This window comes from Psychroserpens citreus (genome assembly GCF_055686305.1).
Map to the genome: position 1 here is coordinate 91102 of NZ_CM145999.1, position 14437 is coordinate 105538.

Below are 14437 nucleotides of genomic sequence, written 5' to 3' on the forward strand. Positions count from 1 at the left end.
TTAGCCAAATCATTTAGATTTCACATTTCCGAAGTTATAGACTAACTTAGGTTGCTTTTTGATAGATTATTTTCTATATTTATAGGTTGTTATTTTATTTATGACCTAATGAAAACTGCACAAATTACACTCAAACCTAAGTATCATAAAAAAGTTGAACAGATTTTGATTTGTTTTGACTATAACTGGACGATTATTAATTTGGTTAAAACGATTCCAGGACGACGATGGAGTAATAGTTTACAGCATTGGTATGTAAAACGTTCGCCAGAAATGTTGGAGATTATACATGAGGCACTTAGTAATTATACTATAAATGATAGTGAAGTTGTGTCTTCGCCAGAATTAGTCTTAACCCATGATTTAACTCAATTAACCGCTGAGCAACGTCAAATTCTCAATGAGTTTTATATCTATTTAAAAGGTAAACGTTATAGCCAAAGTACGGTAAGAACTTATACACAATTGGTAGCCGATTGTTTGGCTTATTATCATTTAAAACCCGTTAAGACTATTACAAATCGTGATATTGAAAAGTATATTGAAGCTATCTATATCAAACGGAACTATTCTATAAGTAAGCAACGGCAATTTATTAGTGCTTTAAAAGTTTTTAAAGGGTTTTACCCTGACATTACTTTTAATGACTTAGAACTTGTAAGACCTCATAAAGATAGACGATTACCAACGGTATTATCTAAAGAGGAAGTAATTAGACTCATTCAAGTGACAAAAAATTTAAAGCATAGAGCAATCATTGCTATGATATATTCATGCGGATTTCGAATAAGTGAATTGTTAAGTTTGGAGTTGGGTCATATAGATATTAGTCGGCGTCAAATTTTAATAAAAAATTCTAAAGGGCGGAAAGATCGATATGTTATTATTGCTGAAAGTTTTTTACCATTACTACATAATTATTTGAACACCTATCTTCCTAAACGTTATTTTGTTGAAGGACATCAACAACAGCAATACAGTGCAGAAAGCGTGCGTCATTTTTTAAGGCGATCTTGTAAGCAGGCTCAAATATACAAGCGTGTAACTCCACATACTTTACGTCATAGTTATGCAACTCATTTATTGGAAGATGGTATTGATTTGCGTTATATTCAGGAATTATTGGGTCATTCTCGACCAGAAACGACAATGATTTATACGCATGTAGCAAAGAAGGATTTATTGTGTATTAAGAGTCCGTTAGATATTGCGGTAAAGCAATTTATGAATACGGACAAACAAACCTCAAAACTTGTGATATCCGGAATATGACATCTAAAATGTGTTATATTTGTTTGTATATAACCAGTTGTGCTTCATTATTTCTCACTCTTACGGAATAAAAAAATTATTCTAACTTTAGTGAAAGAAAAAACCAATGATAAAATTTTTTAGAAAAATTAGACAAAAATTACTCTCTGAGAATAAGTTCAGTAAGTACCTGATTTATGCCATTGGAGAAATAATTCTTGTGGTTATTGGAATATTAATTGCATTACAGATTAATAATTTAAACAACAATAGAATTGAAAAAGAAAGAGAAAACAAGTACTTAAAAAGTATCAAAATTGACCTTCAAAAAGACATAGGAAGTCTTGAGTATATTATTGATTTTAGAAAGAAAAAAAATAAAGGAACAAATAATCTCATAAAACAAATAAATGGACAGCCAATTAAGGATTTGACAGAAACAACTTATAATGTCGTAAATACATTAAATCAAGAGAGGTTTACTCCAAGTAATATAACCTATAATGATTTGGTTAGTTCTGGAAATATGAACTTGATTACTAATGATTCAATAAAATTATACTTATTTGAATTGTCACTTCAATACCAAACAAATGTTTTTTATGTTGAGCACGAAACAGCAGAATATGAAGAATTTATATCTAAACCTGTTTACCGATTTACTGATCTCGAGAAAATGAAACCTGTGTTTTTGGGAATTAAAAAAATAGATCAGGTAAATATAACTATAGAAGATTTTAGTGCTTTATTCAAAAATAAAGAATATAAAAATGGTTGTGTAACTTCAATCTGGACATCAGAAGGGTTCATAGAAATTTATGAAAGTATAAAATCCAAATCAGAACGTTTAATAGAATTGATTGACAAAGAATTAAAAAAATAACGAAAGCACAACAACGTGTATAGCTCATTGCGGCTGAATTCCTAATCGGAATTCATTGCAATTTGCTATCTTTCGGTTACGGCGGAAAATCATAGCTGATTTTCCGCAACGAGCCATACACAAAACCGTTAGCAACAAGCTGAAAAAAGGACAATGTTTAACCGAATATTTAAGAAAAAATCTAAAGGACTTTCCAAATTTGAGTATTGGAAAAAGTGGGAACTTTTTGAATTGTTTTCGGATTTACATTTAGCCGAAAAAATGCTGTCTGAATTTAAAGGTGGTTATTCTGGAAAGTTCTCTTCAGCAGAAGAATTTTATAATGCTTTTGTTGAACACCTTTACGAAATTGAAAAAGATAATGTTGCTGATTTTACGCAAATATGGTATTGGTTTGCACCAACTTGTGAATGGGATGATTTTACAGGAAAACAAGGAGAAAAATTAGGCAATAGAATTTTTGAAAGAGTTAATAATTGGAAAAAGAATCACGATTTTGTTCACGGAACAAAAGTATCACTTGATGGAGAATTCGGAGTAGTAATCAAATCTGAACTGGACGAACCAAATTTTTGCGGAATTATTCGCTGGGATTCTAATCAAGAATCTGACAATGAAGATTGGAGAGGAATGTTCGGAAAATTTATAAATCAAGGCGGACTAATAATTGACCAAAATCATCAATTTGAATTTATCAATGATGACGGAACATTGAAAAAGCTGAACGAATAAAAAGAATAAAGCCAGTTGCTAACAACGTGTATAATTAATTGCTCCGCAAGTGATTTAAGCAGACCAAATATTCCTACAAATTGTTATCTTTAGCTAAACGGAAAAAAAAGTACGAGTTCAACCTCACGCTTTTTGTCCAGCGGAATTTTCGCCGACCACTTCTACGCTGAAGCTACGAAGTGAGGAGTCGGCTCATCCAAACGCAAAAGCGTTCGACTGAAATTCCGCAACAAATCATACACGAACTCGTTGTGCATAATGCGAAAATCGTGCTAAAAATAAACACTTGAACTAAAAAAGCCAACCACACAAACAGCACATTTGTTTTTTCCAGCCACAAAAGCCGACGCTTAAAAAAATAAAAGAGCTGTTTTTAGCCAACGCTCAAAAACGGAACACAAAACAGAATTAAGAAAAGACTTTGCAACACCATTGCATTGAAATTTATTTATCTTTGTGCCAATGAAATTTGTTACTATCATATTATCATTATTAATATTTGTTTTGTCAATCAAACCTTGTTCTGACGGAAATAATGCTGAAGACCTGCACCAAGACGAAATAACCGCTGAACACAATCATCAAAATGATAGTGATGATACTTGTCCAATAACTTGTATTTGTAATTGTTGCGGAATCGCAATTACATATCAACCAATTCAAACTTTTGAATTAGGTATTAACAATCAAATTTCTACAGAAATCCTATCTGTTTATCAATCAATTTACAGATTTAATTTTCATTCCAATATCTGGCAACCGCCTCAATTGATTAGCTGATTTATCGACCAAAAGTCAAAAATTTTTAGTTAATTAATTTTTACATTTTCAATGAATAAATACATATTGAGCGCAATGCTCACAATCGTAATGTGCTTTTCTATAAAAGCGCAAACATCTGACATACAAATAAAAGTAGTTTCAGAATCCGAAAACGAACCCTTATTTGCAGCAACAGTATATTTTGAGGAATTAGAAAAAGGAGCTGTAACTGATTTTGATGGAATAGCTACTTTTACAGAAGTTCCAAACGGAGAACATAGTATCATAATTTCATATTTGGGTTATGAAATCTTAAAAGCTACTATTCAAATCCCAAATAGTTCCGATTTAGTTTTCAAATTAAAAAGTGGTGGAAATGAATTGGACGAAGTTGTAATACAATCTTCAAGAAGTACACGAACGGTAAAGAAAATTCCAACAAGGATTGAATTTATTGGAGCAGAAGAATTGGGAGAAAAAGCCATAATGAATCCTACCAATATTTCAATGGTACTTCGTGAAAGCACAGGAATACAAATGCAACAAACTTCTTTAAGTAGCGGAAGTACAAATATTAGAATTCAGGGACTCGATGGACGTTACACGCAACTTTTAAGAGATGGGTTTCCTCTTTATGGTGGTTTTTCAAGTGGTTTGAGCATATTACAAATTCCACCTTTGGACTTGCAACAGTTTGAAATTATTAAAGGAAGTTCTTCAACACTTTATGGTGGTGGAGCAATTGCAGGTTTAATAAATATGGTTTCAAAAACACCTGACGAAGAACCAGCTTTAGATATTATGTTAACGCAAACCCAAGCATTAGGAAGTACAGCAAATGTATTTTACAGCAAGCGAAATGAGAAATTTGGTGTTTCGCTTTATGGTTCTGGTCATTCTCAAAAAGTATACGACCCAGAAAATGATGGTTTTAGTAATTTGCCAAAAACAACTTCTATTTCATTCAACCCAAAATTCTTTTATTATCCATCAGAAAAAACAACGTTTTGGATTGGTTTAAATGGAACTTACGATGACAGAATTGGTGGAGATGTAACAAAAATTGAAAGTGGAGAAAATGGAATTCATCAATATACAGAAGAAAATATCTCAAAAAGGTTGAGCAGTCAAGCAGTTTATAAAACGCAAATAGATTCAATAAGTTCTTTGAACATAAAAAATAGTATTTCGTTTTTCGATAGAAACCTTACTATTCCAGATTTTAATTTTGACGGTAAACAAATCAATACGTTTACAGAAGTTACTTATCAAAAAGCAACTTCAAAAGCTGATTGGATTTTTGGAGCAAACTTATATACTTCAAAGTTTGATGAGAATGATAGTGCAACTTTACAACGTGACCAAACAGATATAACGTATGGAATGTTTGCAAACAACATTTATGACCTTTCAGATAATTGGATTTTAGAAACTGGATTGAGAGCAGATTACAACACAGACTATGGATTTTTTCCACTTCCAAGAGTTTCATTATTGTATAAAAATGACAATGGATTTTCAAGCAGAATTGGTGGTGGTTTAGGCTACAAAATACCTGATATTTTCACAGAAGAAGCTGAATTTATAAATTTCGAAAATGTACTTGGTATAGATAAATCAAACTTAAAAGCAGAACGTTCTTATGGTTTAAATCTTGATTTTAATTATCAAACACGTTTAACTGATGAGATTGGTTTTTCTATAAATCAATTATTCTATATTACTGCAATTAATAACGGACTACTTTTAAATTCGACAAATAATGGTCAATTTCAATTTGAAAATGCACAAGATGAAATCTTTAGCAAAGGAGCAGAAACAAACATAAAGTTTACCTACAAAGACTTTAGATGGTTTTTGAACTATGCGTTTATTGATACCAAGCTAAATTATTTACCAGGTAATCCACAAAAACCTTTAACAGCAAAGCATAACGCAGGAAGCGTGCTAATGTACGAATCTGAAAAATGGAGAATTGGTTACGAAACTTTTTATACTGGAAAGCAATTTTTATCAAACGGAACTGAAACAACAGATTTTGTAACAATGGGATTATTGCTAATGCGTAATTTCAATTTCGGAAGTGTTTTTATAAATTTTGAGAACTTTACTGACAGAAGACAAAGCAGATTTTCACCTTTGGTTTTGCCACCACACGAAAATCCGATTTTTCCAGAAATATATGCACCAACAGATGGTTTTATATTCAGCGTAGGAATTATTATTAAACCATTTGGAAACGAAGACCACGATTAATTATGCAAACAATAGAAGAATTATTAGAATCTAAAAATATTCGTGTAACTGCAATGCGCTTGTTAATCTACAAGTTCCTTGCAGAAAGGCAAATTGCTGTTACATTAAGTGACATAGAAAATGCTTTTGATAAAGCAGATAGAACAACGTTGTACAGAACAGTCAAAACATTTGTAGAAAAAGATATTGTACATCAAATAGACGATGGTACAGGAATTACAAAATATGCTTTGTGTGAAAAGGGTTGCAGTTGCGAAATTGAAACCGATTTGCATTTGCATTTTCATTGTAACAACTGTAACGAAACTGTTTGTTTAACAGAACATAAAATCCCTCAAATAAAAGTGCCTGATGGTTTTGTTTCAGAAAATGTAAACTTGGTAGTAAAAGGAATTTGTGATAAATGTAGTGGTCACTAATTGCACTTCCATTGCATTGATATTTAGAGCACTTTTGTATCAAATTAGAAACTATGTTATTATTTGCTTATCTAATATTATATTTTTTATTGGTATTTGTGTTAAGGTCTATTTTACTTTGGAGAAAAACAGGAATAAATCCGCTAACGTTTAAAAAGTCAGATAATGCTCACGATTATAATGGTAAGGTTTTTACCTTTATCACAATTTTTGAGGTTATAGTTGTTGGAATCTATGCTTTTAAAAATGAGTGGTACGAATATTTACTTCCTTTTTGGTATTTAGAAAATCCTATTTTACAAAAGATTGGCTGGACACTTTTGGTTATATCATTAATTGTTGTTTGGATTTCTCAAAGCCAAATGGCAAATTCTTGGAGAATTGGTATTGATGAAAAAAACAAAACCAAATTAGTAACAAATGGAATGTTTTCAATTTCAAGAAACCCAATTTTTTTAGGAATAATGATTGCTAATATTGGACTATTTCTTGTAATTCCCAATGCATTTACTTTGATCATAATCTCATTATCTACTTTAAGTGTGAATACACAAATAAGATTAGAGGAAGAATTTTTAAAGCGCGAATTTGAAAATGAATATATACAATACACGGAAAAAGTGAGAAGATGGTTTTAAGCTAAAACACAGAATTGCCAACGCTCAAAGCCATACACATTTCCAGTCGCATCAACCACGCTTCACCAAAACTGCAAAAGAGTATGTCTTGCCAACGTTCACTTTTGAACAAAATAACAAACATCGGAAAACCAAGCTGAACGTGAAAAGCACTATGCACAACAACGTGTATAATGCATTGCTGCTACTCGCCTATTCGGAATATTTTAGTGATACGCTAAAGTTCGTGTTTTATTTACTAAATTAGTTCTCAACCAACGCAACGACATCATACACAAACACGTTGTGCAACATATCCAATCCAAATACGGAACATTAAATTTTGAATAACCGAACAAAAACTATTTACCAAATAATACTGATGATGGTTTTTATCTTGATTGGACTGTCTATATTAACTATTGTTTTAGGATTCCTATCATTGGGAGATGATGTGAACCATAAACAGGTTGAATTAAACGAAATTGTGAATAGCGTTGTCGGATTTCCAATCGGACAATTTAATGACGGATTTCCACTGTTACAGAACAATACTGAATTTTGGAAAATCAATAATCTGATTTTACTCTTTTTGAACACTTTGATTCAAGCATTAGGAATTGTTTTGATTGGAAAATACATAAAAAGGAACAGAGAAAACGTATAAAATACGTTGCACAACAACGTGTATAGTTCATGCTTACCCTTGAACTTCGATTTTAATTTATATCTTTAAACAAACTAGTATGTTTTACTTGGAAAAATAGCAAGACACAGCCTTGCTCCTTTTTTCCATCGGATTTTTCGCCATAAATGGCTCATCCTTGCGCAAGGCGCTTCGGCTGAAAATCCGCACGAAACCATACACAAACACGTTACCCAACATTTGAAAAAAACGACTTACATACAATTTAAAATTCCGAAAAACGAACATAATGCTGAACCAGATGGAGTTGTAAAGCGGAATATAAAAAAAGCAATTATCGGAATTTTAGGCTCAATTATTCCTAAAGCAAATCCGGATTTTGAAAATAAAATTGACCTTGTAGAAACGTGGATTGTTGAATTGGACAGCGAAACTGGGATTCCAGAACGTGAAATTGGAATGGATAAAGATGGACGAATAATTGTAATAATGCCATTCAAAAATAATTATGGTTATTGGACTGACAATAATTTATTATTGACTGATTTTAAAGACCATTTTGATATAACAGAATTAAATCAAGATAGTTTTGAAAACTATTGGAGTTTATTAGATAAATAGAAGATTTTGAAAACGAATTGACTGAATTCAAAACTTAATTAATTGGAGTAGATTGCGGACATAAATATTTAAAAATAATTGTATTTGAGAATTTTGAAAACTAAAAAAAACTGATTGAGTAAAAAGAAAATCATATTAATTCATTTAGCAGTATTTATGCTACTAACTTTAATATTATTATTCACATCCGAAGCTTTACTAAATGAATTTGCAACAGGAATTCATGATGTTGGGATGTGGATAAATTTGATGTTTTTGGGAACAATTGGAATTCTTGTTATGACAATTATTTCTTGTCTGATTTTTCTAAAAAAAAAGAAATTGATTGGACTAATTATTATTTTAATAAATCTATTTTGGAGCTGGTTTAGTCTAAAACTTCTATACAGATATCATTTCACAGATTTACTTACAACTTATCCTATTCCAGATTGGATTTTGATAATAAATTCAATATTAGCATTTATCGGAATTATAATTGGATTTATATTAATTAATGAAAAAATCAATTTTAAGAGTGCATTACTAACTGAGTTCACTATTGTAACAATAGGTCTAACTATTCTGATAATCTTGATGCTATGAATAAAAAACGTTGGGTAACAACGTGTATAACTAATTGCTGTGGTCAGTGATTACTTGGAAAATTCCTGCGGAATTTTCCATAAGTTCGTGATAGTTTACTAACTTTAACCTAGCCAACGCAACTAGCCATAACACGAACACGTTAGCTAAAATAGTGCATTGCCGAAAATTAATTAACCTCAGCTAACTTCCTTCACTATTCAAATCTTCGGATTTTTAAAAAATCAATTCAATCCTTTTATGGGAACTAAACGCTAGTATGGTTCGTGAATACCTAAATTCTTTTTGTAGTCTCATACATACTTGTAAATAGCTGGTAAGCGTTCTGATTCGTTCTTATTCCATAAAAGGTGGCTGTTTATAACTCTTAGGTGCAACCTTAATGCGAGTATGTTAGGTCTGTAATTGCTTCTGGCATTGTAGTCTTATACATATCTGTAAATTGTGAGATCGCATTTTCTCTCGGTTGCTTTTGGTTTATAAGCTAACTTTTAGCTTCGCCTAAGGACAGTGTTGCACTAAAATAGCTAACAACGCGTATAATAAATGCTTAAATAAAGCTTCAATTAAAAGCCTTATATTTAAACTCTATAATAATAGCGACGGAAAATCTTATCACTTTCTTTCGCACTTATCATACACAAACTCGTTGTGCAACATACCCAAAAACCGTCCTAAATTTGACTGAATCGCTGAAAAATATATTTGAATTCCTAATTGAAAATCGGAGTTACAACAAAGAATTACAGACAAGATATTACAGCGGAATTGTAAATTCACAGAAAAATAAAGCGGAAAAAATTGTTTCGCTTTTGTATCATACTGCGAACACCCAAAGTCAACCGAAAATCGACTATCTCGCTGAATTTTATCAAAAAATCTATCAGAATATAGACTTGCTGAATACATTTTATGGATTTATGTCCGTAATCAATCCAAATGGAACTGAACCGAAAAATTACAACGGACTTTATAACGGAATGCGTGAACAAAAAGGTTGGGGAGAAAAGACTTCTGCCCTATTTGTAAAAACCATTTTCCACTTGCATAATAGAGAATATCCAAATGACTTGCGAATTTGGAATGACGCACCAACTGAATTAGAAAATAACGACTTATTCTATCTTCCTGTAGATGCTGTTATAATTGCGATTTTTAAGAAAATCCAACCAAAGAGTTGGAACTTCAAGAATATAAACAAAATTATCTCTGAAAATTATAGCGGAAAAGACATTGAAGTTTGGGATGATTTATGGTTTTGGGGATTTATAACACAAATCGGAACTGGAGACAACAGAAAAATGGGTTGGAATTTAAACAAATATTGGACTTTGAGAGAAAGTGACAAAAGCCCAATAATGATAAAGGAAATTAAGAACAAAGCGGAACAGTTTCTGACTGTTTTGAATAAAGAAAGTACGTTGCACAACAACGTGTATAGTTAATGGCTTGGTCTGTGTGTACTCGGAAAATCCTAGCGGATTTTCCTAATGGTTCGTTCCCTTTTACTATCTTAGACCTAGCCAACGCAACTAACCATACACGAACACGTTACACCAAATAGCTCCGAACTTACTCCTGCGGAAACCCATACTCTGAATTATTTCTCACTCAACTCTGAATTTAACTCAGAATCGGAATCTTACTCGTGCGGAATTTTGAGCAACTTTGCGGAACATAACACTCATACGAAATAAACTGTTTACTCTAACTCGGAATCCACTCCTGCTTCAACGCTCTATTCATTCGTGATAACTCTATTGTGTCGCTTACTTGAGTGTAACAATGTGTATAATACATTGTTTATTCTGTAACTACTCGGAAAATCCTACGGATTTTCCTATGGTCTGGTTTTATTTACTAACTTAGTTCCTAACCAACACAACGTTATCATACACAAAACCGTTGTGCTTCATTATCAGAAACCGCTAACCAATGATAAAATTCTTTAGAAAAATTAGACAAAAAATGCTGACTGAAAACAAATTCAGTAAATATCTACTTTATGCAATTGGAGAGATTATTCTTGTGGTTATTGGAATATTAATCGCTTTACAACTAAATAATTATAATGACACTTTAAAACAACAAAAACAAGAGTATAAAATTCTTCAAAACCTGAAATTGGATTTTGAATATAATCTTGCAGAAATGGAGCGAAACATTCAACAGCTCAAAAACAACAAAAAGGCTGGTTTAAAAATTATCGCTCAAACAGGAAACAGAATTTCGAATAATTCAAATATTGACGGCTTAATTGACCAAATAGTTTTTACACCAGTCTATTTTCCACAAAACGGTTTTCTGTTGGAATTAATCAACTCTGGAAAACTCGGAATAATTAGCAATGAAATTTTACGTAATAGACTTTCCTTTTGGTTCTCTACTTTAGAAAACTTGCACGATAGAGAGCAAATATCACTTGAATATAATAGATATCTTGCACTATTCATAATGAAAAACGGTAGTTGGTTAAATGCTGATAAAGTCAGTACAGATGAACAAATTAGAGAAATAGGCTTCCCTGAATCTGGATTTGAAATAGATAATAACGAAATGCTCAAATTACCAGAATTCGAAAATTTTGTAGAAAATCAAGTTATTAATCAAACAATTTTACTTGGAAAACAAGAAAGTTGTCTTGAATTAAATAAAGAGATAATTAAACTTTTGGAATTGGAAATAAAAAAATAACGAAAGCACAACAACGTGTATAGCTAATTATTCGTACAGCTTGTACTCGGAAAATCCTGCGGATTTCCCTAACGGCTCGTTCGCTTTTACTATCTTAGACCTAGCCAACATAACTAATCATACACGTACACGTTACACCAAATAGCTCCGAACTTACTCCTGCGGAAATCCATACTCTGAATTATTTCTCACTCAACTCTGAATTTAACTCAGAATCGGAATCTTACTCGTACGGAATTTTGAGCAACTTTACGAAATTTAATACTCATGCGGAATGGACTGCTTACTCTAACTCGGAATCCACTCCTGCTCCAACGCTCTAATCATTCGTGATGACTCTGTTGTGTCGCTTACTTGAGTGTAACAATGTGTATAATACATTGTTCATTCTGTGACTACTCGGAAAATCCTACGGATTTTCCTATGGTCTGGTTTTATTTATTAACTTAGTTCCTAACCAGCACAACGATATCATACACAAAACCGTTGTGCTTCATTAAAACCAACCGCTAACCAATGCTAAAATTCTTTAGACAAATTCGCCAAAACTTACTTATGGAAAACAAAACTGGAAAGTATTTTAAATATGCAATTGGTGAAATTTTTCTTGTTGTTATTGGAATTTTAATTGCCTTATCGATTAATAATTGGAATACAAACAGGTTAGAAAAAAAGGAAGTAGCGAATTTCTTGGAACAGATAGAAGCTGAATTAGAGTCGGACATAATTCATTTTAATGAGAATATATCTAACATAAAAAGATACACTGACTACCTTTATAAGGTTACTGAAAGAAAATATGATGAAATTGATTTGTCTCAATTGCCAAATTCTTTGGCGATGAATTCAAGTTCCAAAAATTTTGGATTATCTTATACTAAAATGTTAGAATCTGGAATTATAAAGCATATTGAAAATAGTCAAATAAGTAAAAGTTTACAAACATATTACTTGGTAAATTGTGTAAAATATAATAGTAATATTGAATTTCACGCAAACTTTGTGTCGGATCATATTGAAGGCCCTTTACTCTTAATGTTAAATCATAAAAAAGATTTTCTTGTCGACCCTAAAGAAGTTATTGAAGAGTTAGAAAACGGAAAATTAATGTCCCTTGTAAATTGGCAAATTTCTACTTTTGAAAATCAAATACTTATAATTGAGGAAAACGCTATTAAGGCAAAGGAATTGATTAGCTTAATTTCTAAAAAATAACGAAAGCACAACAACGTGTATAGTTCATTGCTAGTACTCGCCTACTTACGAAAATCCTCGCGGATTTTCTATTCGGTTTGTATTTGCTAAATTAGTTGCTGAAACACGCAACGAAATCATACACAACAACGTTGGCATTCATATGACACACGAAACACGAAAGAATAATGAGAAAAAAGAATAGCGTATTTATCGCAACAAGTTTAGACGGATATATTGCTGACAAAAATGGCGAAATTGATTGGCTATACTCTATTCCAAACCCAGATAATGACGATATGGGATACGTGGAATTTAATAATGGAATTGACGCTCTTGTTATGGGACGAACAACATTTGAAACAGTATGCGGATTTGATGTTGAATGGCCATATGATAAACCAGTTTTTGTGTTGAGTAATAAATTAAAAGAAATACCTGAAAGTCATAAAGGGAAAGCGTTTTTGGCTAAAGGAACTTTGACGGAAATTTTAGACCAGATATACGAAAAAGGATTTAACAGACTTTATATTGACGGTGGAACTACAATACGGAATTTTTTAAAAGAAGACTTAATTGACGAAATGGTGCTTACGAGAATTCCGATTTTATTGGGTGGTGGCTCTTCTTTGTTTTCAGAACTTCCGAATGAACTGAAATTTGAACTGATTGGAACAAAAACATATTTGAATCAAGTAACACAGAATCATTACAAACGAAAGAAATAAAATACGAAATGCCAACACCGTGTATAATTAATTGCTTTGACAAGTGCTTCTTTGGAAAATTCCTTCGGAATTTTCTCTGGCTCGTATTTGTTTACTAAATTAGTTGCTTAACCACGCAACTAACCATACACAACAACGTTGGCAATAATTATGAAAAAACCGTATTTAAAGAAAATATTAGTTCTGACAATGATGTTGATTTCTTTCAACTCATTCGCTTGCGACTGCGATTGCGAAGGAGATTGTTCGTTTAGTGTCATATCGAATCGGAATGAATTAGTTGCTCTTATAAAAGTTATTGAGTATTCTGATTTTCTGGATTATGAAATTGACGGATATGATAAAAAAATGCCTTTTTCAATGACAGTTGAAATAATTAAAAAATATAAAGGAACTGAATCAAAAAAGCGAATTAAAATTTGGGGCGATAACGGAATTTTATGCAGACCATATATCTCGAATTTTGAGGTTGGAAAATATTACTTAATCTCACCTTTGCAAATTAAAAATAGCTCTGAAGAAGGAAATAAAGGAGATTATGATTTTTTCGCTTGTTGGACTGATTATCTGACTGTTGATTTTGAAAACGGAATTGCCCACGGAGAATACACAAAAAAGAAAAATAAAATATCGCTGAAAGAATTTGAAAGCGGAATAAAAAAATAACTATTGCCAACACCGTGTATAGCTCATTGCGGCTGAATTCCTAATCGGAATTCATTGCAATTTGCTATCTTTCGGTTACGGCGGAAAATCATAGCTGATTTTCCGCAACGAGCCATACACAAAACCGTTACCTAAAATTACTCCGAACTTACTCTTATGCGGATTTTTTAAGCACTCAAACTCTGAATTTAATCTTACTCAACTCTGAATTAAACTCGGAATCGGAATCTTAGTCGTGCGGAATTTTGAGCAACTTTGCGGAACTTAATACTCATACGAAATAAACTGTTTACTCTAACTCGGAATTCACTCCTGCTCCAACGCTCTAATCATTCGTGATCACTCTTTTGTGTCGTAACTATTAGGTAACAATGTGTATAATT

14 protein-coding genes are annotated in these 14437 nt (G+C 31.9%); all 14 read left to right on the forward strand.

Annotation, left to right across the window (positions count from 1 at the left end; translation table 11 throughout):
* The first annotated feature begins 108 nt into the window (after positions 1–108).
* The 14 genes from ACTU6T_RS00480 (at position 109) to ACTU6T_RS00545 (ending at position 14054) form a co-directional block, all read left to right on the forward strand.
* Positions 109–1272 (forward strand): tyrosine-type recombinase/integrase, encoded by a 1164-nt coding sequence (locus tag ACTU6T_RS00480; RefSeq protein ID WP_460219300.1) that lies wholly within the window; start codon positions 109–111, stop codon positions 1270–1272.
* Positions 1273–1378: 106 nt separating this feature from the next.
* On the forward strand, positions 1379–2134 hold the full coding sequence (locus tag ACTU6T_RS00485; protein ID WP_460219301.1) for a DUF6090 family protein: 756 nt from the start codon (positions 1379–1381) through the stop codon (positions 2132–2134).
* A 153-nt stretch (positions 2135–2287) separates the two neighbouring features.
* Positions 2288–2866 (forward strand): hypothetical protein, encoded by a 579-nt coding sequence (locus ACTU6T_RS00490; RefSeq protein ID WP_460219302.1) that lies wholly within the window; start codon positions 2288–2290, stop codon positions 2864–2866.
* A 462-nt stretch (positions 2867–3328) separates the two neighbouring features.
* Positions 3329–3646, forward strand: coding sequence for a DUF6660 family protein (locus tag ACTU6T_RS00495; protein ID WP_460219303.1), 318 nt, complete (start codon positions 3329–3331; stop codon positions 3644–3646).
* 51 nt (positions 3647–3697) lie between these two features.
* The gene (locus tag ACTU6T_RS00500; RefSeq protein WP_460219304.1) at positions 3698–5884 is read left to right on the forward strand and encodes a TonB-dependent receptor; all 2187 of its coding nucleotides are present in this window, start codon (positions 3698–3700) and stop codon (positions 5882–5884) included.
* 2 nt (positions 5885–5886) lie between these two features.
* Positions 5887–6303, forward strand: coding sequence for a Fur family transcriptional regulator (locus ACTU6T_RS00505; protein WP_460219305.1), 417 nt, complete (start codon positions 5887–5889; stop codon positions 6301–6303).
* 53 nt (positions 6304–6356) lie between these two features.
* On the forward strand, positions 6357–6941 hold the full coding sequence (locus ACTU6T_RS00510; RefSeq protein WP_460219306.1) for a methyltransferase family protein: 585 nt from the start codon (positions 6357–6359) through the stop codon (positions 6939–6941).
* 865 nt (positions 6942–7806) lie between these two features.
* Complete coding sequence (locus ACTU6T_RS00515; protein WP_460219307.1) at positions 7807–8187, forward strand: hypothetical protein; 381 nt, start codon at positions 7807–7809, stop codon at positions 8185–8187.
* 114 nt (positions 8188–8301) lie between these two features.
* Positions 8302–8772 (forward strand): hypothetical protein, encoded by a 471-nt coding sequence (locus ACTU6T_RS00520; RefSeq protein ID WP_460219308.1) that lies wholly within the window; start codon positions 8302–8304, stop codon positions 8770–8772.
* A 920-nt stretch (positions 8773–9692) separates the two neighbouring features.
* Entirely contained in the window at positions 9693–10217 is a 525-nt protein-coding gene (locus ACTU6T_RS00525; protein WP_460219309.1) for a hypothetical protein, read from the forward strand.
* 490 nt (positions 10218–10707) lie between these two features.
* On the forward strand, positions 10708–11466 hold the full coding sequence (locus tag ACTU6T_RS00530) for a DUF6090 family protein (RefSeq protein ID WP_460219310.1): 759 nt from the start codon (positions 10708–10710) through the stop codon (positions 11464–11466).
* Positions 11467–12021: 555 nt separating this feature from the next.
* Positions 12022–12681 carry a DUF6090 family protein gene (locus tag ACTU6T_RS00535; protein WP_460219311.1) on the forward strand — a complete coding sequence of 220 codons (660 nt, stop codon included), beginning with the start codon at positions 12022–12024 and terminating at the stop codon, positions 12679–12681.
* Between the two features lie 167 nt (positions 12682–12848).
* Positions 12849–13388, forward strand: a complete 540-nt coding sequence (locus ACTU6T_RS00540; RefSeq protein WP_460219312.1) for a dihydrofolate reductase family protein — start codon at positions 12849–12851, stop codon at positions 13386–13388.
* A gap of 150 nt (positions 13389–13538) precedes the next feature.
* On the forward strand, positions 13539–14054 hold the full coding sequence (locus tag ACTU6T_RS00545; protein WP_460219313.1) for a hypothetical protein: 516 nt from the start codon (positions 13539–13541) through the stop codon (positions 14052–14054).
* Positions 14055–14437 lie beyond the last annotated feature (383 nt).

Coding starts and splice junctions, on each gene's coding strand:
- ACTU6T_RS00535 (WP_460219311.1), top strand. CDS start 12,022: ATGGAAAACAAAACTGGAAAGTATTTTAAATATGCAATTGGTGAAATT.
- ACTU6T_RS00490 (WP_460219302.1), top strand. CDS start 2,288: ATGTTTAACCGAATATTTAAGAAAAAATCTAAAGGACTTTCCAAATTT.
- ACTU6T_RS00500 (WP_460219304.1), top strand. CDS start 3,698: ATGAATAAATACATATTGAGCGCAATGCTCACAATCGTAATGTGCTTT.
- ACTU6T_RS00495 (WP_460219303.1), top strand. CDS start 3,329: ATGAAATTTGTTACTATCATATTATCATTATTAATATTTGTTTTGTCA.
- ACTU6T_RS00485 (WP_460219301.1), top strand. CDS start 1,379: ATGATAAAATTTTTTAGAAAAATTAGACAAAAATTACTCTCTGAGAAT.
- ACTU6T_RS00510 (WP_460219306.1), top strand. CDS start 6,357: ATGTTATTATTTGCTTATCTAATATTATATTTTTTATTGGTATTTGTG.
- ACTU6T_RS00505 (WP_460219305.1), top strand. CDS start 5,887: ATGCAAACAATAGAAGAATTATTAGAATCTAAAAATATTCGTGTAACT.
- ACTU6T_RS00545 (WP_460219313.1), top strand. CDS start 13,539: ATGAAAAAACCGTATTTAAAGAAAATATTAGTTCTGACAATGATGTTG.
- ACTU6T_RS00480 (WP_460219300.1), top strand. CDS start 109: ATGAAAACTGCACAAATTACACTCAAACCTAAGTATCATAAAAAAGTT.
- ACTU6T_RS00525 (WP_460219309.1), top strand. CDS start 9,693: ATGTCCGTAATCAATCCAAATGGAACTGAACCGAAAAATTACAACGGA.
- ACTU6T_RS00530 (WP_460219310.1), top strand. CDS start 10,708: ATGATAAAATTCTTTAGAAAAATTAGACAAAAAATGCTGACTGAAAAC.
- ACTU6T_RS00540 (WP_460219312.1), top strand. CDS start 12,849: ATGAGAAAAAAGAATAGCGTATTTATCGCAACAAGTTTAGACGGATAT.